This window comes from Tunturiibacter empetritectus (genome assembly GCF_014201375.1).
GTDB classification, from domain to species: Bacteria; Acidobacteriota; Terriglobia; order Terriglobales; family Acidobacteriaceae; genus Edaphobacter; species Edaphobacter lichenicola_D.
On record NZ_JACHDZ010000001.1, the window covers coordinates 102255 to 122153 of the forward strand.

Annotated in this window: 24 protein-coding genes; 12 read left to right on the forward strand and 12 right to left on the reverse strand. The window is 59.3% G+C overall.

The features are described from left to right. Window positions 1–53 precede the first annotated feature (53 nt). Window positions 54–1790, reverse strand: a complete 1737-nt coding sequence (locus HDF10_RS00520) for an amidase (protein ID WP_183809450.1) — start codon at window positions 1788–1790, stop codon at window positions 54–56. A 99-nt stretch (window positions 1791–1889) separates the two neighbouring features. Here HDF10_RS00520 and HDF10_RS00525 point away from each other — a divergent pair, with 99 nt between their 5' ends. Further along, entirely contained in the window at window positions 1890–2552 is a 663-nt protein-coding gene (locus HDF10_RS00525; RefSeq protein WP_183809452.1) for a DUF6629 family protein, read from the forward strand. A gap of 100 nt (window positions 2553–2652) precedes the next feature. On the opposite strand, the gene purM is transcribed toward HDF10_RS00525, so the two are convergent. Then, window positions 2653–3735, reverse strand: coding sequence for a phosphoribosylformylglycinamidine cyclo-ligase (purM, locus tag HDF10_RS00530; protein WP_183811409.1), 1083 nt, complete (start codon window positions 3733–3735; stop codon window positions 2653–2655). A gap of 202 nt (window positions 3736–3937) precedes the next feature. Then, window positions 3938–4387, reverse strand: coding sequence for a thiol-disulfide oxidoreductase DCC family protein (locus tag HDF10_RS00535; protein WP_183809455.1), 450 nt, complete (start codon window positions 4385–4387; stop codon window positions 3938–3940). A 46-nt stretch (window positions 4388–4433) separates the two neighbouring features. Here HDF10_RS00535 and hemL point away from each other — a divergent pair, with 46 nt between their 5' ends. Together hemL and HDF10_RS00545 are read left to right on the forward strand one after the other, a co-directional pair. Beyond that, window positions 4434–5723 (forward strand): glutamate-1-semialdehyde 2,1-aminomutase, encoded by a 1290-nt coding sequence (gene hemL, locus HDF10_RS00540; protein ID WP_183811411.1) that lies wholly within the window; start codon window positions 4434–4436, stop codon window positions 5721–5723. Between the two features lie 392 nt (window positions 5724–6115). Further along, the gene (locus HDF10_RS00545) at window positions 6116–7024 is read left to right on the forward strand and encodes an NADP-dependent oxidoreductase (protein WP_183809457.1); all 909 of its coding nucleotides are present in this window, start codon (window positions 6116–6118) and stop codon (window positions 7022–7024) included. A gap of 49 nt (window positions 7025–7073) precedes the next feature. Here HDF10_RS00545 and HDF10_RS00550 read toward each other — a convergent pair whose 3' ends face one another. Further along, window positions 7074–7694, reverse strand: a complete 621-nt coding sequence (locus tag HDF10_RS00550) for an FMN-dependent NADH-azoreductase (protein WP_183809459.1) — start codon at window positions 7692–7694, stop codon at window positions 7074–7076. Between the two features lie 115 nt (window positions 7695–7809). On the opposite strand from HDF10_RS00550, the gene HDF10_RS00555 reads away from it, so the two are divergent. The 6 genes from HDF10_RS00555 (at window position 7810) to HDF10_RS00580 (ending at window position 11983) form a co-directional block, all read left to right on the forward strand. After that, a complete protein-coding gene (locus HDF10_RS00555; protein WP_183809461.1) occupies window positions 7810–8262 on the forward strand; it encodes a MarR family winged helix-turn-helix transcriptional regulator in 453 nt (150 codons plus the stop codon). A 149-nt stretch (window positions 8263–8411) separates the two neighbouring features. Further along, window positions 8412–8873 carry a cupin domain-containing protein gene (locus HDF10_RS00560; RefSeq protein ID WP_183809463.1) on the forward strand — a complete coding sequence of 154 codons (462 nt, stop codon included), beginning with the start codon at window positions 8412–8414 and terminating at the stop codon, window positions 8871–8873. 111 nt (window positions 8874–8984) lie between these two features. Beyond that, window positions 8985–10247: an RNA polymerase sigma factor gene (locus tag HDF10_RS00565; protein WP_183809465.1), complete on the forward strand. Its 1263-nt coding sequence runs from the start codon at window positions 8985–8987 to the stop codon at window positions 10245–10247. A gap of 163 nt (window positions 10248–10410) precedes the next feature. Continuing rightward, entirely contained in the window at window positions 10411–10848 is a 438-nt protein-coding gene (locus tag HDF10_RS00570) for a YciI family protein (RefSeq protein ID WP_183809467.1), read from the forward strand. Between the two features lie 174 nt (window positions 10849–11022). After that, on the forward strand, window positions 11023–11409 hold the full coding sequence (locus tag HDF10_RS00575; protein ID WP_183809469.1) for a YciI family protein: 387 nt from the start codon (window positions 11023–11025) through the stop codon (window positions 11407–11409). Between the two features lie 166 nt (window positions 11410–11575). After that, window positions 11576–11983, forward strand: a complete 408-nt coding sequence (locus HDF10_RS00580; protein WP_183809471.1) for a YciI family protein — start codon at window positions 11576–11578, stop codon at window positions 11981–11983. A gap of 29 nt (window positions 11984–12012) precedes the next feature. Here HDF10_RS00580 and HDF10_RS00585 read toward each other — a convergent pair whose 3' ends face one another. Further along, window positions 12013–13317, reverse strand: coding sequence for an MFS transporter (locus tag HDF10_RS00585; RefSeq protein ID WP_183809473.1), 1305 nt, complete (start codon window positions 13315–13317; stop codon window positions 12013–12015). A gap of 198 nt (window positions 13318–13515) precedes the next feature. Beyond that, window positions 13516–14247, reverse strand: a complete 732-nt coding sequence (locus HDF10_RS00590) for a polysaccharide deacetylase family protein (RefSeq protein ID WP_183809475.1) — start codon at window positions 14245–14247, stop codon at window positions 13516–13518. On the opposite strand from HDF10_RS00590, the gene HDF10_RS00595 reads away from it, so the two are divergent. Both HDF10_RS00595 and HDF10_RS00600 read left to right on the forward strand, forming a co-directional pair. Then, the gene (locus HDF10_RS00595) at window positions 14246–14428 is read left to right on the forward strand and encodes a hypothetical protein (protein ID WP_183809477.1); all 183 of its coding nucleotides are present in this window, start codon (window positions 14246–14248) and stop codon (window positions 14426–14428) included. The genes HDF10_RS00590 and HDF10_RS00595 overlap by 2 nt on opposite strands. Before the next feature lie 235 nt (window positions 14429–14663). Then, a complete protein-coding gene (locus HDF10_RS00600) occupies window positions 14664–15500 on the forward strand; it encodes a hypothetical protein (protein WP_183809479.1) in 837 nt (278 codons plus the stop codon). Between the two features lie 114 nt (window positions 15501–15614). Here HDF10_RS00600 and HDF10_RS00605 read toward each other — a convergent pair whose 3' ends face one another. The 4 genes from HDF10_RS00605 to fabD all read right to left on the reverse strand — a co-directional run bounded on the left by HDF10_RS00605 (window position 15615) and on the right by fabD (window position 17925). Continuing rightward, complete coding sequence (locus HDF10_RS00605; protein WP_183809481.1) at window positions 15615–15899, reverse strand: hypothetical protein; 285 nt, start codon at window positions 15897–15899, stop codon at window positions 15615–15617. A 61-nt stretch (window positions 15900–15960) separates the two neighbouring features. Further along, window positions 15961–16440: a peroxiredoxin gene (locus HDF10_RS00610; RefSeq protein WP_183809483.1), complete on the reverse strand. Its 480-nt coding sequence runs from the start codon at window positions 16438–16440 to the stop codon at window positions 15961–15963. Further along, window positions 16437–16892, reverse strand: coding sequence for a hypothetical protein (locus tag HDF10_RS00615; RefSeq protein ID WP_183809485.1), 456 nt, complete (start codon window positions 16890–16892; stop codon window positions 16437–16439). Before HDF10_RS00615 ends, HDF10_RS00610 begins: the two co-directional genes overlap by 4 nt. A 43-nt stretch (window positions 16893–16935) precedes the next feature. After that, window positions 16936–17925 (reverse strand): ACP S-malonyltransferase, encoded by a 990-nt coding sequence (fabD, locus tag HDF10_RS00620; protein WP_183809486.1) that lies wholly within the window; start codon window positions 17923–17925, stop codon window positions 16936–16938. Between the two features lie 121 nt (window positions 17926–18046). Between fabD and HDF10_RS00625 the strand changes: the two genes are divergently transcribed. After that, entirely contained in the window at window positions 18047–18484 is a 438-nt protein-coding gene (locus tag HDF10_RS00625; protein ID WP_183809488.1) for a universal stress protein, read from the forward strand. 16 nt (window positions 18485–18500) lie between these two features. Here the strand turns inward: HDF10_RS00625 and HDF10_RS00630 are convergent, their stop codons facing one another. Both HDF10_RS00630 and HDF10_RS00635 read right to left on the reverse strand, forming a co-directional pair. Continuing rightward, on the reverse strand, window positions 18501–18785 hold the full coding sequence (locus HDF10_RS00630; protein WP_183809490.1) for a hypothetical protein: 285 nt from the start codon (window positions 18783–18785) through the stop codon (window positions 18501–18503). A gap of 334 nt (window positions 18786–19119) precedes the next feature. Beyond that, window positions 19120–19779 carry a DUF4230 domain-containing protein gene (locus HDF10_RS00635; protein ID WP_183809492.1) on the reverse strand — a complete coding sequence of 220 codons (660 nt, stop codon included), beginning with the start codon at window positions 19777–19779 and terminating at the stop codon, window positions 19120–19122. Window positions 19780–19899: the final 120 nt, after the last annotated feature.

The window sequence follows — 19899 nt, forward strand, 5'->3', positions numbered from 1 at the left end:
TTGTCTAGATTTTAGGCGACCCGTTCGCTCCATGTCCCGCCGAGCCACAATCGTTACCGCGCATCCGGAAGCAAACCCTTCTCCACCAGCACCGGCGGCCTGCGATGCTTCGTCGCCTGCTCATACGCATAGACCCAGCCCAGCAGATCTCCATCCCTCCACCGCCGCGCCGAGATCTCCAGCCCGAACGGCAGTCCCTCGGGATAGAACCCACCCGGCACCACCACGGCTGGCACGCCGATCATGTTCACCCATCCCGTATCGCTGTGCGGCCCCTCGCTGAGCTTCCCATTCTGCGGCATCGTTTCATCCGGCGGAGGCATCTGCGTCGCCGGGTAGACAAAGCCGTCGAGGTGCAGCCGGTCCAGGGTTTCGTTATAGGCCTCGAGCGCCTTCCTGCGTGGCCCATAAAAATTTGCTTCAGCCTGCGGGTCGCTCTCGATCGACTCCTGGACAATCGTAGGCCGCCCTCGTCTCGTCGCGGGATCGGCACCACCGATAATCGTCGGCGGCAGCGGCGATCCGATCACCTTCGCATACTCCTCAGCCGAGTGATACTGCGGCGGCCCATACTCCGCCAGAAACTTCTCCGTCCCCTCCTTCACATAAGGAAACGTCCCGACTCGCCCGACCGTTACGGCAAAGCTGTCCGGGAGAATAGAGTCATCGAACACGACGGTAGCCCCCGCCGTCCGCAAACCTTCAATCGCCTTCATAAACGCTGCCCGCGTCTCTAGTCGCAACGGCTCACGCGCGTCTTCGGTATCTTCTGTCACCTCGGTCGCTGTCGCCGATGCAGGAATCCCCTGAAACGCGATCCCCGCACCCGCAAGAATGAAAGCCGGCACGCCAAACCGCTTGCCCTTCAGCGCATCCATCTTCAGATACTGCGTATACGGCCCCTTCTGAGCGTTCGCGGCAAAATCCGCTGTGCGCGCATCCGCAGCGTCCTCTCCGGCCATCACCTCGAGCGCGATCGTCGCATCGGTCACTGTGCGAGAGATCGGTCCAGTGTTGTCGAGCAGCCAATCCAGCGGCGCGATCCCCGCGATACTCACCAGCCCTCGCGTCGGAAACACACCAACCACCGAGCTCGTCGCCGACGGCATGCGAATCGAATTCCCCGTATCGGTTCCGTTGCCCAACAACGCAAAGTTGCTTGTCACCGCCGTCACTGTTCCTCCCGACGAGCCGCCCGGGCTGAATCGCACGTCGTAAGCATTCCCCGTCCGCCCAAACGCCGTGCTGCGATTCGTATCGCTGGCCGCAAAGTCCGGCATGTTCGTCTGCCCCAGAATCACCGCTCCCGCCGCCCGCAGCTTTGCCACGATGGTCGCATCCTTTGGGGCCACCAGTTCGTGCCCTGGAATCATGTAGCCCTTCCAGCCATCGGTTGTTACCAGTCCCTTGATGCTCGTATTCGCCTTCGTCACAATCGGAACGCCCCACAACGGGCCGCGCCGAAAGCTGCTCCCACCAGCCCTTGCCTCTGCATCCTCACGAGCCGCGGCGGCCAGCGCGTTCTGTGCATCCACCGTCTGCACGGCGCGATAGACTCCGTTGTACCTCGCAATCCGCGCCAGGTACCACTCGACCACCTCGGTCACGGTGTACTTATGCGTGCGGTACAACTCCTCCAGACGAGGAATCGTAACCTCCATCAGGTCGCGATCCATCGCCGCCTGCAAAGCCCGCGCATTCACGGAAGCCGCACCCTGCGCGTTCAAACGAGCACCTGACAACAAAGCGACCACGACGAAAGCAAAGCAAACGCCAGCTCGAATCTTCATACCGTCCTTGAATGACCTTGAGTGATTTGGTGCCTTCTATAAGAACACACGTTCGTCGCCGGACACTCAAGCTATGATGGCCTGAACCACGAGGCCCCAATGTGCTTCTCTGCAACCGCGAACTTTGTCGGCAGCGCCGTTCTGGGCGGCATCGGCGTCGCCACGCTCACTGAGGTAAAACACCGCCGCGAGCTTCTCTTCGCCGCGATGCCCTGCCTCTTCGCCTTTCATCAGTTCATCGAAGGCTTCGTCTGGCTGGGCCTGGGGGGAACCCTTTCGCCTGCGGTGACGCACAACGCCGGTGCAGCCTACGTTCTCTACGCACAGGGTCTGCTGCCGTTTCTTCTTCCCCTCAGTGTCCTGCTTCTCGAGCCCACCCTGAACCTTCGCCGCCGGATGCTTCCCTTCGCTATCCTCGGCGGCGCGCTAATGCTCTACATGCTCTGGGGGTTGATCGCCTATCCGCTCCAGGTCTCGGTACAGGACAACAGCATCGTTTACGTCAATGTGATCACCACTACCACCCTCATCGCGATCCTCTATGTCATCGCGACCTGTGGCTCACTCTTCTTCTCCGGTTTTCGCGACCTCATTACACTCGCGTGGCTTAATCTCGTAGGGCTGCTGGTCGTCATGCTGGTCAAGCGATACGCCTTCACCTCGGTCTGGTGCGCCTACGCCGCAGGTGTGAGTATCATCATCTACTTCTTCTTCCGCCGCAGCCGTCAGCATCGCACATCTAGCTACGCCATCGCGGCATAGCGAATTTCATTCGCTGAGATAGAGCCACCCAAGCGAAAGCCCGCTGACCACCTGCGAAATCTGGTGGCCAGCGGGCTAGTAAAGCGATACTGCGAAGAATCTAGTTGTAGCTGACCTTGCGTTCTCCGCGCACCACGCGGCCAATCAAGCAGTGCCGTTCGTTTGCGCGATTCAGAATCGCCTTGGCCTTCTTGATCTTGTCCGCCGGAATTACCGCGATCAGACCAATACCCATGTTGAAGGTCCGCAGCATCTCGTCCTCATCCACGTTGCCCAGCTGCTGCAGATGTTCAAAGAGCGGCGGCACCGTCCACGAGGCGCGGTCGATCAGTGCCCCCATGCCCTTCGGCAGAATGCGCGGCAGATTCTCGGTGATTCCACCGCCCGTAATGTGCGCCATCCCGCTCACCACCTCAGCTCCGGTCAGCTTCTTGATCACCGAAAGATAGCTGCGATGCGTCCGCATCAAGGCGGCTCCGGTCTTGTCCTTCAGCTCGTTGATGTACTGCTCAGGGCCATACTTCGCGACCTCGAACAGCAGCTTGCGAGCCAGCGAATAGCCGTTGGTATGCAGTCCGTTCGAAGGCAACCCCACCAGAACATCTCCGACTTGAATATGCTCGCCGGTGATGATCTTGTCGCGGCTCACCGCACCGATGATCGTGCCAGCAAGATCGTACTCGCCATCCGCGTAGAAGCCCGGCATCTGCGCCGTCTCACCGCCGATCAGCGCGCAGCCGTTGGCTTTGCAGGCCTCGCTGATACCCTGCACCACGCGCTCGATCACCATGTCTTCGAGCTTTCCCGTGGCCAGATAGTCGAGGAAGAAAAGCGGCGTAGCGCCCTGCACTGCAATATCGTTGACGCAGTGATTCACCAGGTCCTGTCCAACGGTGTGGTGAATACCCAACTCAAACGCGACCTTCAGCTTCGTGCCAACGCCATCCGCGCTCGAGACCAGCACGGGGTTGGGAAACTTTTCGAGGTCCAGCGCGAACAGGCCTCCGAAGCCGCCGATCTCGCTCAGCACTTGCTTGTTGAAGGTCTTGCGCGCCAGCATCTTGATGCGCTGCTTGCTGCGGTCGCCCGAGGTGATGTCCACCCCTGCATCCGCATAGCTGATGCTCTTCTTCAAGGGGCTCTTGGCCTTTTCCTCGGAGGCGGATGTGGCAGACCGCTTCATCCCTGCGGCCTTTCTCTGCGCGATTGCGGACTGCAGCGAAGTGGCATCCCTGGGCGTGTCCTGCTCGGACGTGGTGTGATGCGTGGCGATTGAATCGGGCGGCGGGGAGGTCTCATCCGGCAAGGTCGTGCTCCATATCGTAGTGCTTGAAAAGAAGAAGTTTAGTCTAGCAGGGCAGCGGTCAAAGCATCGTAAACAACCGTTATTCGTACACGCCCAAAAGTTTTCGTCGCTGCTCCAAAGGTGGTAGAGGGCACGTATCGTAGCGCCCAAAGATTCGGTAGCGGAGGCGAGCGATAACTCCGTAGCCGAACTCCCGCACAGTCCGTGGCACCAGCCGCCCCAGCCGCCCCAGAAGCCTCCAGGGTGTGGAAAGCAGCATCAGCGCCGCGGCGACCGCGTCCGAACGCTGGTAGAGCCGTTCCTGCGGCCTCAGGGCATCGGTCAGCAACACTACGCCGTCGGGAAAGCTGTGAATGCCGAAGCGGCCAAGGACCTCGCGGCCAAGGGCGCTCTGGAGCGGGGCATAGCGCAGTCTCTCGCGATGGTCGTGTTCGAGCAGGAACTGAACCACGCCGTTGCACAACGCGCAGACGCCGTCGTAGAGCAGTAAAGCCCGGCCCTCAATCTCTGCATGTTCTGGCTCGGTCATGTCTCCTCGGTCCTATGAACATGATATGCCCTCTTATACTGTTGCTATGTCCCGCGCCCTCACCCGCTCCCGTCAATTGCAGCTTCGTGCTGAAAAGTTTCTGCCTGGGGGCGTCGACTCGCCGGTGCGGGCGTTTCGCGCCGTTGGCGGTGATCCGCCCTTCGTCACTCATGCCGAAGGCGCCTATCTGTTTGATGCAGATGGAAATAAGTATCTCGACTTCTTCGGCTCCTGGGGGCCGATGATCCTTGGACATGCCTTTCCGCCGGTGGTTGACTCGATTCAGAAGGCGGCCTCGCGCGGTGCGAGCTTCGGAGCCTCCACTGCGGCAGAAGCAGATCTGGCTGAGTTGGTGACACGATGCTTTCCCTCGGTCGAAAAGCTGCGCTTTGTCAGCTCCGGCACCGAGGCTTGTATGTCTGCTATCCGACTTGCGCGCGGTTTTACCGGGCGTAACTTCGTCATCAAGTTCGAAGGCTGCTACCACGGCCACTCCGACGCCATGCTGGTCAAGGCAGGCAGCGGTGTTGCGACGCTGGGAATCCCAGGTTCCGCTGGCGTTCCCGCCGAGACTGCGATGCACACCCTTGCCCTCCCCTACAACAATCTCGATGCTGTTCGAGAGGTCTTCGCGGCGCGGCCAGATGAGATCGCATGCGTCATCGTGGAGCCGGTGGTAGGCAACGCCGGAACCATCGCCCCTGCAGCGGAGTACCTGCTGGGTCTGCGGGCAATCACCGCTGAGTATGGCGCGCTTCTGATTCTGGATGAGGTGATGACTGGCTTTCGGCTGTCGCTTGGCGGGGCGCAGCAGGTGTATGGCGTGAAGCCGGATCTTACGACTCTGGGCAAGATTATCGGCGGCGGCCTGCCCTGCGGAGCCTTCGGTGGACGTGCGGATGTGATGGAGTTTCTGGCTCCGTTGGGGCCTGTTTATCAGGCTGGAACGTTGAGCGGAAATCCCCTCGCCATGGCAGCAGGCATCGCTACTTTGAGTCATCTCCTCAAGCATGAAGAGGAGGTCTACAACGGCCTTGAAAGCACAACTGCCCGCATCGCCGAGGGAGTTGCCGGAGTGGCGCGAGAGGCGGGGATTTCGTTGACGACCAATCGCGTTGGGTCAATGTTTACTTGGTTTTTTACGGATAAACCAGTTACTGATTTTGCCTCGGCTGCGACGTCGGATACGGTCGCCTTTGGCCGGTTTCATCGTGCGATGCTCGACGCTGGGGTATGGCTTCCGCCCAGCCAGTTCGAGGCCGCGTTCGTTTCGACGGCGCATGCGGAGGCGGAGATTGGAATGGTTCTCGAAGCTGCCCGCAAGTCGCTTTCCTGAAACCTGGGCTTGAGATAATTTTGGGGAGTGGGTTTATTTTTCTGCAGTTTTTTTTTGGGTGTGGTGGGCGGATGAGAATTTGCTGGTTTGCTGAGGTTTTTGAAGGGGGTTACAGGAAAACTGTGTGTTTGGACGTGGTTTTTTGATGGTGTAAACGTGGTGGAATGCGTGGTGAAGGTGGAGTTTTAGCACCATGTTTTTCGGCTTCGGGAAATACGCCATTTTTTTGAGATTTATTTTCTGGTTGGCCTGGAGAGGTGGTTCGGACGCTCCTCGATGACAGATTCGGGCTGGATTGTAGAGGCGTTGGATGAGCGTTAGACCGGGTTCGTCTTATGAGCCCATGCCGTCATCAACCGCATCTAAAGTAGCTATGTTAGCGAGGTAAAGTTATGAAAGCAGTGGTGCTACATGAGTACGGCAGCCCCGATAGGCTGAAGTATGAGGAGTGGGATGATCCCCAGGCGGGCGACGGCCAGATCCTTATTCGCGTGACCGCAGCGGGAATCAATCCGATCGATTGGAAGATCCGCAGCGGCGCCATGAAGGCTTTTATGCCGCTGGAACTGCCCACCATCCTCGGTTACGACTACTCCGGCGTTGTACGCTCGGTCGGCAGAGGAGTTGAGGGATATGCCGAGGGCGACAAGGTCTTCGGCCGCGCCGGCAAGACCTACGCCGAGCTGCTTTTGGGTGATCTCGCAGGCTTGTCAAGGCTTCCAGATGGCCTTGATCTCATCGAAGCCGCCGCACTCCCGGTGGTGCTGAACACTGGGCAACAACTCATCACTGAGGCTGGCAAGGTTCAGTCTGGCCAGACGGTCGTCATCACTGGCGCACTGGGCAGCGTAGGCCGCACCGCCGTGTGGGTGGCGAAGAAGCTTGGTGCCCACGTCATCGCCGGCGTACGCGGCTCACAGAAGAAGGCGGCAGAGGAGCTCGGGGCCGATGCTCTTCTCGCGCTCGATAGCCGCCAGGAGATGGACTCACTGGGCCTGGTGGAGGTCGTCGCGGATACGATTGGCGGCAACGTCGGCGAGGCGCTGATGGCTAAAGTCAAGCCAGGGGGAACCTACGCCTCTGTGGTGGGGCCTCCACCAAACGCCAAGCTACACCCTACTGTCAGGGTGGAAGCGTTCGGCTCCCATCCTGACGCAGTGAGTATGCGTTCTCTGGCAGAAGACATCGCAAAGGGAAGGTTCAAAATTTCTATCGATCGGACGATGCCGCTCGCTGACGCTGCTAAAGCACACGCTGAGGCGGAGAAGGGCGGCATCGGCAAGATTCTCCTTTTAGCGTGACCTCGCGGAGACCTCAAGAAGCTGTAAGCGTGGCCGTTCAGCTTTTGGGTTAGCGGGCGGATGCGAGGACGGCGGGACGAAACTGTGCGGAGTGCTCTTCGACGGTAGTTGAACCGAAGGAGACCGCGGCCGTGTTTCCTGCAAGAATGACTTCGACTTCGGTGATGCCGATAAAGGCGAGGATGCGTTTGAGGTAACCGGACTCATAGTCGGATGCGGCAGCAGGGAGGCCTTGGTCGTAGGTGCCGCCTGAGGCGATGATGATCTTGCAGGTTTTGCCGAGGACCAGACCTTTGCGTTCGGGCGGACCGGAGTGGGTGACGCGGGGGCGAACGATGAGGTCGATCCATGCCTTTAGATTGGCGGGGACGGTGAAGTTGTACATGGGGGTTCCGATGAGGATCTCGTCTGCGGAGAGGAGCTCTGCGATCAGTTCGTCGGAGACTGCCAGGGCGCGCTGCATCTCGGGTGTGTGTTTGTCGGAGGGGAGGAAGATGCCGGTAATCCATGGGACGCCGACGTAAGGCAGGGTATCTTCTGCCAGGTCGCGGAGAACGATCTTTCCGTCAGGGTGCCTGGTCTGCCATGCTGTGACGAAGTCGTGGCTGAGGGACCGTGAGATGGAGTTAAGGCCACGAGGGCTGGATTGGATGTTGAGCAGCGTGGGCATATGATTCCTTTCGGGGGGCGGCTCGCGCCAGCTTGTGTGATAGTCAATAAACTTGACTACCTTGCCCCAGTTGACCACTGTTGGATGGAATTGGTCAAGAAAGTTTACTAAAAAAATGAAGAAAATTTCGCATAATATCGCTCGAACCCTGATGGTGGCCTCCCGAGCGCATACGTCTGCCGTGACAGCCCGGCTGGCGCTGCGTGGGTACGACGATTTTCCGTTTGCGTCGGCGAGCCTGCTGTGGCTGATGGATGAAGGTGGGACGCGATCGACGGTGCTGGCGCAGCGGGCTGGCGTGACCAAGCAGGCGATGAGCCAGCTGGTGCGACTGATGGAACGGCAGGGGTATCTGGAGCAGGTTCCGGACCCGACCGATACGCGGGCGAAGGTGGTGCGGATGACCGAGCGGGGTGAGGCTGTGAAGACCGCCTGTGTTGAGGTTCGAGAGGAGTTGAATCGGAAGGTGGCCCGAGCTCTGGGAGTGAAGGAAGCTGGGCGGTTGGAGGCGAATCTGGATGCCGCGGCGGCTTTGTTTGGGGAGATTGCCGGGACGAGTCCTCAGTAATCGACGGACGCCCATCGTTCTCCATCAGCGCATTGGCCTCTTATTGAATTGTGGATAAACAGAGGGCCGGGCGCAGTTGTGTGGAGTACCCTGGCTCGCCTTCCTTCGGGTAACAACCTGGATGGCATCAGAAAAGGAGAAGCAAAAATATGAGAACCAGAATTCAGATCATCGCTTTCGCGGCGGCACTTTTATTCACCTTTCAGTCCCGGGCGCAAACAGGGGACGCAGGTTTCCCAAAAGGTGAACTATCCACCACGAAGAATCACACGGGGAACATTTGGCTCAAAGAGCTCAACGCAGGAGACAGTACGTTCGATCCCAGTATTGCTATGGCGATCTATGATGCCGGTGCAAAGCTGGATTGGCACATCCATCCAGGTGGTCAAGTCCTGCTTATTACCGAAGGCACTGGCTACTACCAGGAACGGGGAAAGCCAATACAAATCGTTCACAAGGGCGATGTCATCAAGTGTCTTCCGGGCGTAGAGCATTGGCACAGTGCAACCCCGAAAAGTACGTTTGCGTATATAGCGGTTACGCCGACTCAAAAGGGAAAGACAATTTGGTTGGAGCCCGTCAGCGACAAAGACTACAACAGCGTGAAGTAAAAGCAGGCTCAGGCCGTCCTCAATCAGCGCATTGGCGTCTTATTCGAATTGTGGATAAACAGCGAGCCGGCGCAGTTGTGTGGAGTACGTACGTTTGTTAGTTTCACCTGCATGTCGCAGAATGTTCCCGAAGAGCTCAGTAGAACCATAGAGACGCTTTACCGGACCGAATCGGGCAGGATTCTTGCTACGCTGGTGCGCCTGCTCGGAGATCTTGATGTCGCCGAAGAGGCCATGCACGAGGCCTTTGCCGCTGCTTTGGACACGTGGCCTGAGGCCGGTGTGCCGGATAATCCGCGTCCCTGGCTGATTTCGACCGCGCGCTTCAAGGCTATTGACGGAATGCGCCGGCGGGCGCGCTTTGACAGTGTGCAGAACGACCTAGCGCTCTACCTCGATGCGCGCAGCAACGAAGCGCACAGCAACGAGGTGCCTTACGAGGATGAAGAGATCGAGGACGACCGGCTCCGTCTCATCTTTACCTGCTGCCATCCCGCTCTGCCGCCGGAAGGACAGTTGGCGCTTACGATGCGTGAAGTTTGCGGCCTGACAACCGAGGAGATTGCCCGGGCATTTCTGGTTACGCCTGCGACGCTCGCGCAGCGTATCGTGCGCGCGAAGGCAAAGATTCGAGACACACCGATTCGGTACGAGGTGCCGTCGCCGCAGGAGTTGCCGGAGCGACTGGGCGCGGTGCTTCAGGTTGTCTATCTTGTCTTTAATGAGGGCTACTCTGCTGCGGCGGGAGCGGAGGTAACGCGGGCCGAACTAACCGCGGAGGCGATTCGACTGGGCCGGTTGGTGAGCGAACTGCTGCCGGAGCCGGAGGTTATTGGGCTGCTTTCCCTGATGTTGCTACAGGAATCCCGTCGCGCCGCGAGAACCTCTCCTACTGGAGAGCTGATTTTGCTGGAGAATCAAGACCGCTCGCTGTGGAACCGGGAGCAGATCGCGGAGGGAGTGGCATTGCTGGAGAGAGCGCTGAAGTCCCGCGGCTTCGGCTCTTACACACTGCAGGCTGCGATTGCGGCCGTTCATGCGGAGGCGGAATCGGTCGCTGTGACCGACTGGCGGCAGATTGTTGCGCTTTACGGCCGATTGATACGAATTCAGCCTTCGCCGGTTGTAGAGCTAAATCGTGCGGTGGCCATTGCAATGCGCGATGGTCCAGAGGCCGGTCTGGCACATATCGATGCGGTGTTGGAAGATGGCGAATTGGCAAATTACTACCTGGCGCATTCAGCCCGCGCGGATATGTACCGCAGGCTGGGCAGGACCGCCGAGGCTCGGTCCTCTTATGAGAAAGCTCTGGCACTGACCCAACAGGAACCGGAGCGGCAATTCCTGCGAGAGCGGATTCGGCAGCTGAAATAAAAAAAGCGCAGAAGAAGCAAAATTTCCTGGACGCTTTGTCGAATTCCAGTCTGGCCGTTCGACTATGTAGTGAAGACGGGCAACCGGGCCGCCCGTTAGCCGACAAATAGCTAAACCGAAGACAAGCCACCCAACCATCGCTCAACCAAAGGAGACTCCGCAAATGCGATTCATGGTCATCGTCAAATCAACCCCAGAGGCAGACAAAAAAGGCGCCCTCCCCGATCCACAGCTCATGGCCGAGATGGGCAAGTTCAACGAAGAGCTCATCAAGGCTGGCATCGTGCTCGCCATGGATGGCCTCCATCCCAGTTCTAAAGGCGCACGCGTCAAGTTCTCCGGCAAGTCTCGTACCGTCGTTGATGGCCCCTTCACGGAGGCCAAGGAACTCATCGCCGGCTTTTGGATCTGGCAGGTCAAGTCCCTCGAAGAGGCCATCGAGTGGGTCAAGCGTTGCCCCAACCCCCACGGCAGCGACTCCGAGATCGAAATCCGCCAGGTCTTTGAGATGGAAGACTTCGCCCCCATCCTGTCCAAAGAGGAGATCGAGTACAAGGTAGCGAAACGGGCTGAGCTGCCGAATCAGCCCACCGGCAGATAGCCGCTCTTGCATCCAGGGATTGAAGCCGGTGTGATCGGTAGCGGTGTCCGCTACCGGTCCACATCAGGTCTTCCATCGCTTCATCGAAGCCGTAAGGCGCATCGAGTCCGCGCTCGTCATCGCAGGTTTTCCCCGGCTCGCGCGAAGACCGTTACACGATAAGAGGAGGAAATCATGCCGCAATATTTGCTTGCGAATTACCTACCCGACAACTTCGACCCGTCCACCATGACCGAAGCGACGGTACGCGCTATCAATGATCTCAACGACGAGTTGGAAGCTGCTGGTGCCAGGCTCATGGCTTGTGGCCTCAGCCCAGCCAGCCAGGCGAAGTCGGTGCGAGGGCAGCCGAATGGCGAAGCTCTCATCACCGATGGTCCGTATCTGGAAACCAAGGAGCACATTGGCGGTTTTTGGATACTGGAAGCCGCTGACATGGACGAGGCACTGGCGTGGGCCCGCAAGGCTGCCTTCGATAGCCGGTCGCGGGGCGAGGTGCGCGAGATCCCATATAGCAGCCTGCCGGGCGGCACACCTCACCCGTCGCGGGTAAAGCCGTAAGTTACCCCTACCGGCGAAACCGGCTCCTCTTCCGACCTTTCTGACCGGGTCGATCTTCGCTCTCCCGAACGACTCTCTGATAACAGAACGATGAGCTTCGGCTCCTTGAGTCACAGGAAACAAGGAGTCACAGGGAATAAGGAGTCACAGGAAACAAGGAGGAGCTATGAAATACATCTGTTTTGGCTACTACGACAAAGGCAAGTTCGATGGCATGACTGAGAGCGAGCGAGACGCCATGTTCGATAAATGTTTTGAATATGACGAGCATCTTCGCGCCAACGGGTACAGGGCTGGCGGAGAAGCGCTTCAGCCTTCGGAGACCGCCTTGACGCTGTATTGGAAGAACGGCAAAGTGGCAACGACCGACGGTCCCTATGCCGAAACCAAGGAACAACTCGGCGGCATTCTCGTCCTTGAGGCGCGAGACATGAATCATGCGGTACAGCTCATGGCGCAGCATCCGGCGATGACGTTTGGCAACATCTTCGAGATTCGGCCAGTGGGGGACATGAGCGAAATCATCGAGGCAAGTGAGCAGCGGCGACGAAAGAAGACGGCGCGGGCAAGCTGACAGATGGGGCAGTCTGCCTGAGTGGGAGTTCAGGCAGACTGTGTGGCTGCGGGTTTGGGCTCCATCCAGATTTTGCCTGCCACTATGAGGACGACGAGCATGGCGGCGCAGAGGGCGAAGACCTGACGGACGCCGATGTATTGCGAGAGGAAGCCGGAGAGGACCAGACCTGAGATCTGGGCGGTGAAGATGATGGACATGAAGGTGGAACCTACGCGGCCCATCAGCTCTGGCGGGGTTGCTTTCTGAAAAAGGGTTTGGGAGGGGACGATGATTCCTGCTACCGAGAAGCCGATGGTGAGGTTGCCGAGGATCGTTGACCAGAGGTGAGGCAGCAAGGTGAGGATGACGAGACCAACGGCGATGCCGCAGAGACCGGAGTAGACCAGGAGCGTGTCCTTCAGTTTTTTGCCGAAGGTGTTGAGGCCGTTGATGCCGAGGAGCATCCCGAGGCCGATCATTGCTGAGGCTATGGCGAAGGATTTGGTGGATGCGTGGAGGGAGTCGCGCACGTAGATGGCGATCAGCGGGCCGAAGCAGCCGAGGACGAACATACCTGCTGCCATGGCGAGGATGACGAACAATAGAGCGGCGTGGTGCAGGATGAAGTTGAAGCCTTGCTTCATGTCGAGCCACACTTTGCCGATCGCGGAGCTGTTTGCTGTGTCGGGAGTTGGCGCGGCTGCTTTTGGTCCGACCGCCATGAAGGTAACAGAGGCGATGAGCATGGCGGAGCCGACGAAGCTGGCGGAGTCGAAGGCGTAGCAGCTGACGGCTCCGAGATAGGAGACCATGAGACCGGCGATGGCAGGGCCTATGATGCGCATGCCGAACATGACCTGCTGCATGAGTGCGTTTGCGGAACGGAGGCCATGCAACGGGACTGCGGAGCGGATGGCGACTCCCTGCGCCGGGCCGAAGAAGCTGGAGATGACGCTGATGGCGGCGAGGATGGCGTAGTAGTGCCAGATCTGCGTGGCGAAGATGAGCAGGAGACAGAGGCAGGCGCGAATGGAGTCGCTTGAGACCATGGTGGGCTTCAGCGGCCAGCGGTCGACGAAGACTCCGGCGAGGATGCCGAGGACTGCGATGGGAAGCATATAAGCGATCTGGACGCCGGTGACCTGCTGGGCGGTGGCGTGCAGCCTGAAGGTGATGACGTTGATGACGGCGAAGAGGGCGAGGAAGTCGCCGAAGACGGAGATGATCTGGGCGTACCAGAGACGGCGCATCATGGGGACGCGCAAGACGTCTCTCATGGATAACGGCGCGGGGAGTTCGGGATCGATGACGGGGTTCTGCTGGGCCGCGGCTGGATTGGCGGTTGTGCTCATCGGGGTTCCTCTCGGGGTGTTGCCATGGTACGGGATCGGGTGGGGATCATAGCTCCAGAATTTTGCGTGGCGTCTGTCTGGGAATCTATTGGGGACTATGGCAATTTGCCTGATGGTGTTGAGACAGCAAACGCAGATTCCCTTCGGGAATAACAAACAAAAAGGCCAAGGCGACTCTACCTCAACTGCGGCGTTGCTCTATGTCCAGGAATCTATTGTCACAAACCGGATCTCCGGTTGATTTTTATAGTGTTGAAGAATCAGGGATGTGGCTTCGACGCTGGGCAGACGGGGCTGACCGAGACCTGCCTGTCCGCCGTCGTGCAGCACGATATTGGATGAACGGTTTTGGCGTTGGTTGCGGAGAATTCCACGGAGGGTTCGGTTCGCGATCTCGCGGGGGGAGAGGGGCTTCCAATCGCCGGGAAGGATGTTCCACTGAACAGGGGTGAGGCCGAGCTCGTGGCCTATGCGGAGGACTGCGGGGCGGCGGGCGCCGTGGGGGGCGCGGAAGTAGCGGACGGGGATGCCGAGGGAGTCTTCGATGGCGGCGTTGCAGCGGGTGAGCTCTTCGCGGATGCGGGCGGGCGACTGCCAGGCCAGCCAGGGATGGGTCATGGTGTGGTTGCCGATGAGATGTCCTGCGGCTGCGAGGTCGCGGGCGATGGCGGGGCGCTGCTGGACATAACGGCCGATGAGGAAGAAGGAGGCGCGGGTTTGATGGCGGGCGAGGACCTCGAGGAGGCGTTCGGTGACGATGTCGTTGGGGCCGTCGTCGTAGGTGAGGGCGATCTGGTTGGGATTGTTGGTGGCGATGAGAAGCTTGCCGAAGAACTGGGACTGTGCGGAGAGCGCGGCGTAGGTGAGGGCTCCTGCGGCGGCCGTGGTCGCGGTGAGAAGGGCCGTGGTGGCTATTTGAGTTTGTGTCATGCCCCGTTCTTCCATTATAGGGAATGGACTGCGGGGTGCTGCGGAGATTGACGGAGATCGGCGGAGGATCACGGTTGCGCGTGTCGACGATGGGACGAGGTGCGCTAACAGGTTGGCTGAGCTGGGGTTGGGTGGCTATGCGGGCGATGCTGAGGTACGGGCGTCTGAGATTCTGATATGACGGAAAATTGATTGCTTTCTTGCCTTGAAGTTCCTACTATTAGCCGCACTAATTTTGACACTTGCTTCCAGGCTCCGGGGAAAGACTCGTTCCCGGGCAGTCGGGCTGAGGATTTTTATCCGCGGCGTGCCTGTCCGCATTGCAGGCGATATACCTCTCGCGAAGACACCAGAGGAGTTCGTTGTCTGCGCACCGCCTCTGCTTCTCTCACGCTTCCATCCAGGAGAAAGATCGTATGAAGCTATCCATTTGTTCTCAATGTACTGCCCTGTCTGTGATGTTTCTAAGCTTTGCGAGCAGCGCGACGTTAACCGTTTACGCACAGGACAAGGTGATTGCGGGTCCAAAGATATTGACGATTCAGCGGGAGTTCACCAAGCCGGGCAAGGAAGGTGCAGCGCATGAGAAGAGCGAGGCTGCGTTTGTCAAGGCGATGGCGGATGCGAAGGCTACGGACCACTATTACGCCCTTACGTCTCTTTCGGGCCGGCCCAGGGTTCTGTTTCTAAGCACCTATCCGAGCTTTGCGGAGATTGAGGCTGAGCGCAAGAAGGTGAATGCCAATGCGTCTCTCTCGGCGGAGCTTGACCGGGCGAATGAGGCGGATGGGGATCTGCTTGCGGAGACGAACTCGAGCATGTGGATGCGAAGGGACGATATGAGTCTGAACCAGGGATACCGGGTGGGAGCTCGCTATGAGGAGCTGACGCAGTTTGTGGTTCGGCCGGGCCACATGGGCGAGTGGACGGAGCTGGTGAAGCTGGTGATCGACGCGTACAAGAAGGGTGTTCCGGATGCTCACTGGGGAACCTACGAGTTGGTTTACGGCGGAGGCGGCACGTTCCTGGTGATTACGACGCTGAGGTCCGGGGAGGAGATCGACTCGAACTTTGCCAAGGATCCGAAGTTCATCGAGGCGCTGGGGCCAGAGGGCTTGAAGAAGCTGGATGCGTTGGAGGCTGCGTGCGTCGAGTCAAGGCAGTCGAATCTGTTTCGGATCGCACCGAAGATGAGTTACCCGCCGGATCAGTTGGTGCAGGCTGAGCCGGAGTTCTGGACGCCGAAGCCGTAGCTGCCGGGAGGTCATGGCGGTCAAAGGGAAGAGCCCCGCGCTGGCTGGCGTTGGGCTCTTCTTTTTTTCGTCTTGCGACTTGCGACGGGCTTGTGCTGGAGCGGCTGCGCGGGATCACGCAGGGATGTCGAATCCCAGGTCGCGCATCATCTGATCGGTGACTTCGTAGTCCTGGTTGGGGTCGGGCATCACGTCTCTGCCTGTGTCCTGTGTGCCGAAGGAGTGAAGGTAGAGGCCGGCTTTGAGGAAGGCCCCTCGAAGTTTTACTGCGTCGGGAAAGACAACTTTCAGCGGATTTTCTTCATGCGTGATGTCGATCACGCGCTGGTATTTCAGGAGGTATCCGCCAGGGTGTTCCGGGTCCTGATGAAGCTTAAATCTCACTTGATAGGTGTTCATAGGTAGGGTCTCTGGTTCTTCGATGCTGCTGCGCGGTTTTGTTGCGGCGGATGTGATGAGGTTATTTTTTGGCGTGAGCTTTGAGGAGAGCGAGGACCTCTTCGGCGTGGCCTTCGGGTTTGACCTCTTCGAAGATGTGGAGGAGGCGCTGGCCTTTTCCGGTGTCGGGGCCGATGAGGTAGGTGGTGCGCTTGACGCCTTTGACGAGCTTGCCGTACATGTTCTTGGGCTTGACGAGGTCGTAGCGATTGATGAGCTCCATGTCGGGGTCGGCGAGGAGGTCATAGGGCAGGTCGTACTTGTCTTTGAACTTCTTCTGGTCTTTGACGGTGTCGCGGGAGATGCCGAGGACGACGATGCCTTGCTTCTGGAACTTTTCGAAGGCGTCGCGGAAGCCGCAGGACTCGATGGTGCAGCCGGGGGTGTCGGCGCGGGGGTAGAAGAAGAGGACTACGGGCTTGGTTTTGAAGTCGGTGAGGGAGACTTCTTTGCCATCCTGGTTTTGGAGGGTGAAGTTTTCTACTTTGTCGCCGGGATTCATGAGATCTTCTCCTGTTGAAGCGGGTCAAATCCTTGATTGAGCTTCGCGTATTCAATTTCAGTTACAAAATACGCTACGAAGACAAGCACTTGATGAGGATCGAGGCCCTGAGCCATCGCGTCTTGGACAGACGACCATTCGGATGCCATTTTCCTAAAGTCTGTCTCTGCATGGAGCTTAGTGAAGCCGCTCAAAATCTCCGAGCAGGAGCGACGACAAAAGGCTGGCCATGATTCGGCGGGTTTGCGTTCTTTCGAATCAACACTGAGCCAGTGCATTTCACAGGTGCCAGTAGAAAGGCGGAATTGAAACTGCCCTCCAAGGCAAGCGTATCCAAGAGCCTCTGCCTTAGCGAGAGCACCAGGGAAGCAATCAAGTTGCCACCCATACTCGTTACCGCTTTGTGTCGCGCCTATTGTTATCTCTGGCGGAAGATTATCGGGCTTGATCATGGGGCCTTTTCATAGCAATGAGATGGTAGGCAATGGAGAGGTATCAGGCCGTCGCTAACGCCGTAAGAGTTTTTTCGAGGGAGGCGGAGTCGGAGACGTGGGTGGCGTGCTGGTTTTTGTCGATCTTGTGGACGAGGCCGGAGAGGACTTTGCCGGGGCCTACTTCGATGAAGTGGGTTGCGCCGTGGGCGATGAGGAGCTGCATGCACTCGACCCAGCGGACGGAGCCGGTGACCTGACGGATGAGGCAGTCGGGGACCTCGGCGCGGCGGTGGATGAGGCGGGCGTCGACGTTGGCGGCGACGGGGAAGGCGGGGTCGTGGAAGGTGACGGCTTCGAGGGTGGTGGCGAGGGCCTCCTGCGCGGGCTGCATGAGGGCGCAGTGGAAGGGAGCGCTGACCTGAAGCAGGATGGCGCGCTTGGCTCCGGCTTGTTTGCAGAGGTCTGCGGCACGCTCGACGGCGTGGGTGGCGCCGGAGATGACGGTCTGGTCGGGGGAGTTGAGGTTGGCGGGGGCGACTACGGCGTCGTTGGGGGAGAAGGTTTTTGCGGCGGGGTCGGTGGGGAGGGGCGTGAGGTCGTCGGAGATCTGGGCGCAGATGTCGGTGATGAGGTCGGCGGAGAGGCCGAGGATGGCGGCCATTGCACCGACGCCGGGCGGGACGGCCTGCTGCATGAACTGGCCACGGGAGCGGACGGTGCGGACGGCTTCGGCGAAGGAGAGGGTGCCGGCGACGACGTGGGCGGAGTACTCGCCGAGGGAGTGGCCGGCGGCGAAGGCTGGGGTGATGCCTTTTTCTGCAAGGATGCGGGCGGCGCCTACGGAGACGGTGAGGATGGCGGGCTGGGTGTGCTCGGTGAGCTTGAGTTGGTCTTCGGGGCCTTCGAAGATGAGTTTGGAGAGGGGGAAGCCGAGGGCGTGGTCGGCCTCGTCGAAGACGGCGCGGGCGGTGGGGAAGTGGTCGTAGAGATCGCGGCCCATGCCGACGGTCTGTGACCCCTGACCGGGGAAGAGGAAAGCTAGTTTTGTCATCGTGATTATCGTAAATCAGGGTGCGGACTCCTGGCTTGAGCGCCGGATTCGGCTTCGCGAGCAATTATTTCGCTCCTAACTTCCCTCTGGAGGTATCGAAAAGGAGTGAAGGGAAGAGATTATGTTCAAGAAGATTGCTGTGGCATTCGATGAATCGCCTGAGTCTGGGAGGGCGTTTCATTCTGCGCTGGAGCTGGCCAAGTCTACTTCGGCCACGCTTCATCTGATAACGGTGCTTGAGGGCTTTCCGGCGTATATGAGTTACGTTGCGGCGGTGGCTCCTGATGTGCCTTTGTTGTTGAAGAATGAGAAGCGGAGTTTTTATTTGGACTTGCAGGGCAAGGCGAAGGCGGAGGCTGACCGGGCCGGCGTCAGTCTTTCTCTGGAGATTACCGAAGGAGATATTGTCGGCGAGTTGTTACGGTTGATCGAGGAGATCAAGCCTGATCTGCTGGCGATTGGGCTTCGCCATCAGCAGGGCGCGGTGGGCCGGTCGATGGGCGGGACGGCGCAGCAGATAGCGGTCCATGCGAAGTGCACCCTGCTTGGGGTTCACTGAAGGGTCTGTGGGATTGCTAGATGCCGAGGCCGAAGTCTACGTCTTTTTCGTCGCCGGAGTGGGCGTAGAAGTCGTAGGGGGTGCGACGGTTGAACTTGTAGCGCTGGCGGAGTTCGCGACCAACGAAGAGGCCGAGGGCTACGGCGCCGAGACCGGCGGAGATCCAGCCTACGGTCTTGATGAGGGTTGACTCTGCGTCGTCGTCTTGCTGCTGCGCGAGGCGCGGGAAGGGGAGCGGCGCGGTGACCGGGACGTCCTCGGGTTGAGAGTCTTCAAGCCTCGATTTGGAGCGGAAGATCATGCTTGAATGATAGCGCAGGTTCGTGGGTGGTTGAGAGAAGCGACGCTGGAGAGGTGCTGCTTCGGTGGCATTGACTGGTTGGACGCGGTGGGGCGAATAAGGTTTCTGCGGTGGTGAGTGGGCGGAAGGTAAAGCAACTACAAGGGCAACCGCAGATCCCCTTCGGGGATGACAACAAGAACGGCAACGGCAACAGCAGATTCCTCCGCTTCGCTACGGAATGACAAGCAAAAGAAACGGGCAACGGCAAGCAACGGCATTGGAGGCGGTAGCTTGGATTAGGTGACGTCGACCTGATTGACGCGGAGCGTGCTTCGATCTTGAGTGGCCGGGACTAGGTGACGTCGACCTGGTGGAAGCCGAGGCCGTAGAGCAGGGTGGTGATGGTGGCGCGGGCGTTCTTGCGGGCGGTGTCGAGGATGCCGTCGGCCAGGGCGGACTGCTGGAGCTGCTGCTCGGCTTTGGCGCGGGTGTCGGACTCGAGGTTCTGGTCGGCGGGGATGAGGAGGCCGGTGGAGCGGGCGTAGACGCGGGTGTGCTGGTTGTCGAGCGTGGTGACGAAAAGCTGCGAGGCGGGGAGGGTGACGTGGATGGACTGGCCGTTGTTTTCGATGCGGACGTCCTCGGGCTTTAGTTGCGAGAGATCGATGCCGGCGATGGACTGGCCGTGGACGACGAGGAGGAGGCGGTCGCCGGCGAGGAGGTCGGGGAGGACGGCGCTGGACTTCGAGCCTTCGACTACGGTGTCGATGGAGTAGACGACGGTTTCGAGGCGGTTGAGGCGCTGAATGCGCTGGACGACCGCGGGAACTGAGGTGTCGAAGGTGGTAGTGCGGCCGGTGATGGCGGTGGCGGCGCGTGCGAAGATGCCTGTGGTGGCGTGGCGCAGGAAGACGGCCAGGGCTGCGGCGCCGAGGATCAACGAGAGCAGGACGACGAAGAAGGTGCCGGAGGATCTGCGTTCTGAACCGTAGGAGCCGTATTGGGTAGTCATGTTGTTTGGATGCTACTACGGTGCGGTGTAAGTATTGGCGGTGATGGGAGTGACAGCAACTGCGCTGCGTTCAGGATGACCGCAAAAACAAAACAACTGCAACCGCAGATCCGCTTCGGG

Excerpts from the sequence above, each read along its gene's own strand:
- HDF10_RS00520 (WP_183809450.1), bottom strand. The coding sequence starts at position 1,790 with ATGAAGATTCGAGCTGGCGTTTGCTTTGCTTTCGTCGTGGTCGCTTTG.
- HDF10_RS00525 (WP_183809452.1), top strand. The coding sequence starts at position 1,890 with ATGTGCTTCTCTGCAACCGCGAACTTTGTCGGCAGCGCCGTTCTGGGC.
- purM (WP_183811409.1), bottom strand. The coding sequence starts at position 3,735 with ATGAAGCGGTCTGCCACATCCGCCTCCGAGGAAAAGGCCAAGAGCCCC.
- HDF10_RS00535 (WP_183809455.1), bottom strand. The coding sequence starts at position 4,387 with ATGACCGAGCCAGAACATGCAGAGATTGAGGGCCGGGCTTTACTGCTC.
- hemL (WP_183811411.1), top strand. The coding sequence starts at position 4,434 with ATGTCCCGCGCCCTCACCCGCTCCCGTCAATTGCAGCTTCGTGCTGAA.
- HDF10_RS00545 (WP_183809457.1), top strand. The coding sequence starts at position 6,116 with ATGAAAGCAGTGGTGCTACATGAGTACGGCAGCCCCGATAGGCTGAAG.
- HDF10_RS00550 (WP_183809459.1), bottom strand. The coding sequence starts at position 7,694 with ATGCCCACGCTGCTCAACATCCAATCCAGCCCTCGTGGCCTTAACTCC.
- HDF10_RS00555 (WP_183809461.1), top strand. The coding sequence starts at position 7,810 with ATGAAGAAAATTTCGCATAATATCGCTCGAACCCTGATGGTGGCCTCC.
- HDF10_RS00560 (WP_183809463.1), top strand. The coding sequence starts at position 8,412 with ATGAGAACCAGAATTCAGATCATCGCTTTCGCGGCGGCACTTTTATTC.
- HDF10_RS00565 (WP_183809465.1), top strand. The coding sequence starts at position 8,985 with ATGTCGCAGAATGTTCCCGAAGAGCTCAGTAGAACCATAGAGACGCTT.
- HDF10_RS00570 (WP_183809467.1), top strand. The coding sequence starts at position 10,411 with ATGCGATTCATGGTCATCGTCAAATCAACCCCAGAGGCAGACAAAAAA.
- HDF10_RS00575 (WP_183809469.1), top strand. The coding sequence starts at position 11,023 with ATGCCGCAATATTTGCTTGCGAATTACCTACCCGACAACTTCGACCCG.
- HDF10_RS00580 (WP_183809471.1), top strand. The coding sequence starts at position 11,576 with ATGAAATACATCTGTTTTGGCTACTACGACAAAGGCAAGTTCGATGGC.
- HDF10_RS00585 (WP_183809473.1), bottom strand. The coding sequence starts at position 13,317 with ATGAGCACAACCGCCAATCCAGCCGCGGCCCAGCAGAACCCCGTCATC.
- HDF10_RS00595 (WP_183809477.1), top strand. The coding sequence starts at position 14,246 with ATGCCCCGTTCTTCCATTATAGGGAATGGACTGCGGGGTGCTGCGGAG.
- HDF10_RS00590 (WP_183809475.1), bottom strand. The coding sequence starts at position 14,247 with ATGACACAAACTCAAATAGCCACCACGGCCCTTCTCACCGCGACCACG.
- HDF10_RS00600 (WP_183809479.1), top strand. The coding sequence starts at position 14,664 with ATGAAGCTATCCATTTGTTCTCAATGTACTGCCCTGTCTGTGATGTTT.
- HDF10_RS00605 (WP_183809481.1), bottom strand. The coding sequence starts at position 15,899 with ATGAACACCTATCAAGTGAGATTTAAGCTTCATCAGGACCCGGAACAC.
- HDF10_RS00610 (WP_183809483.1), bottom strand. The coding sequence starts at position 16,440 with ATGAATCCCGGCGACAAAGTAGAAAACTTCACCCTCCAAAACCAGGAT.
- HDF10_RS00615 (WP_183809485.1), bottom strand. The coding sequence starts at position 16,892 with ATGATCAAGCCCGATAATCTTCCGCCAGAGATAACAATAGGCGCGACA.
- fabD (WP_183809486.1), bottom strand. The coding sequence starts at position 17,925 with ATGACAAAACTAGCTTTCCTCTTCCCCGGTCAGGGGTCACAGACCGTC.
- HDF10_RS00625 (WP_183809488.1), top strand. The coding sequence starts at position 18,047 with ATGTTCAAGAAGATTGCTGTGGCATTCGATGAATCGCCTGAGTCTGGG.
- HDF10_RS00630 (WP_183809490.1), bottom strand. The coding sequence starts at position 18,785 with ATGATCTTCCGCTCCAAATCGAGGCTTGAAGACTCTCAACCCGAGGAC.
- HDF10_RS00635 (WP_183809492.1), bottom strand. The coding sequence starts at position 19,779 with ATGACTACCCAATACGGCTCCTACGGTTCAGAACGCAGATCCTCCGGC.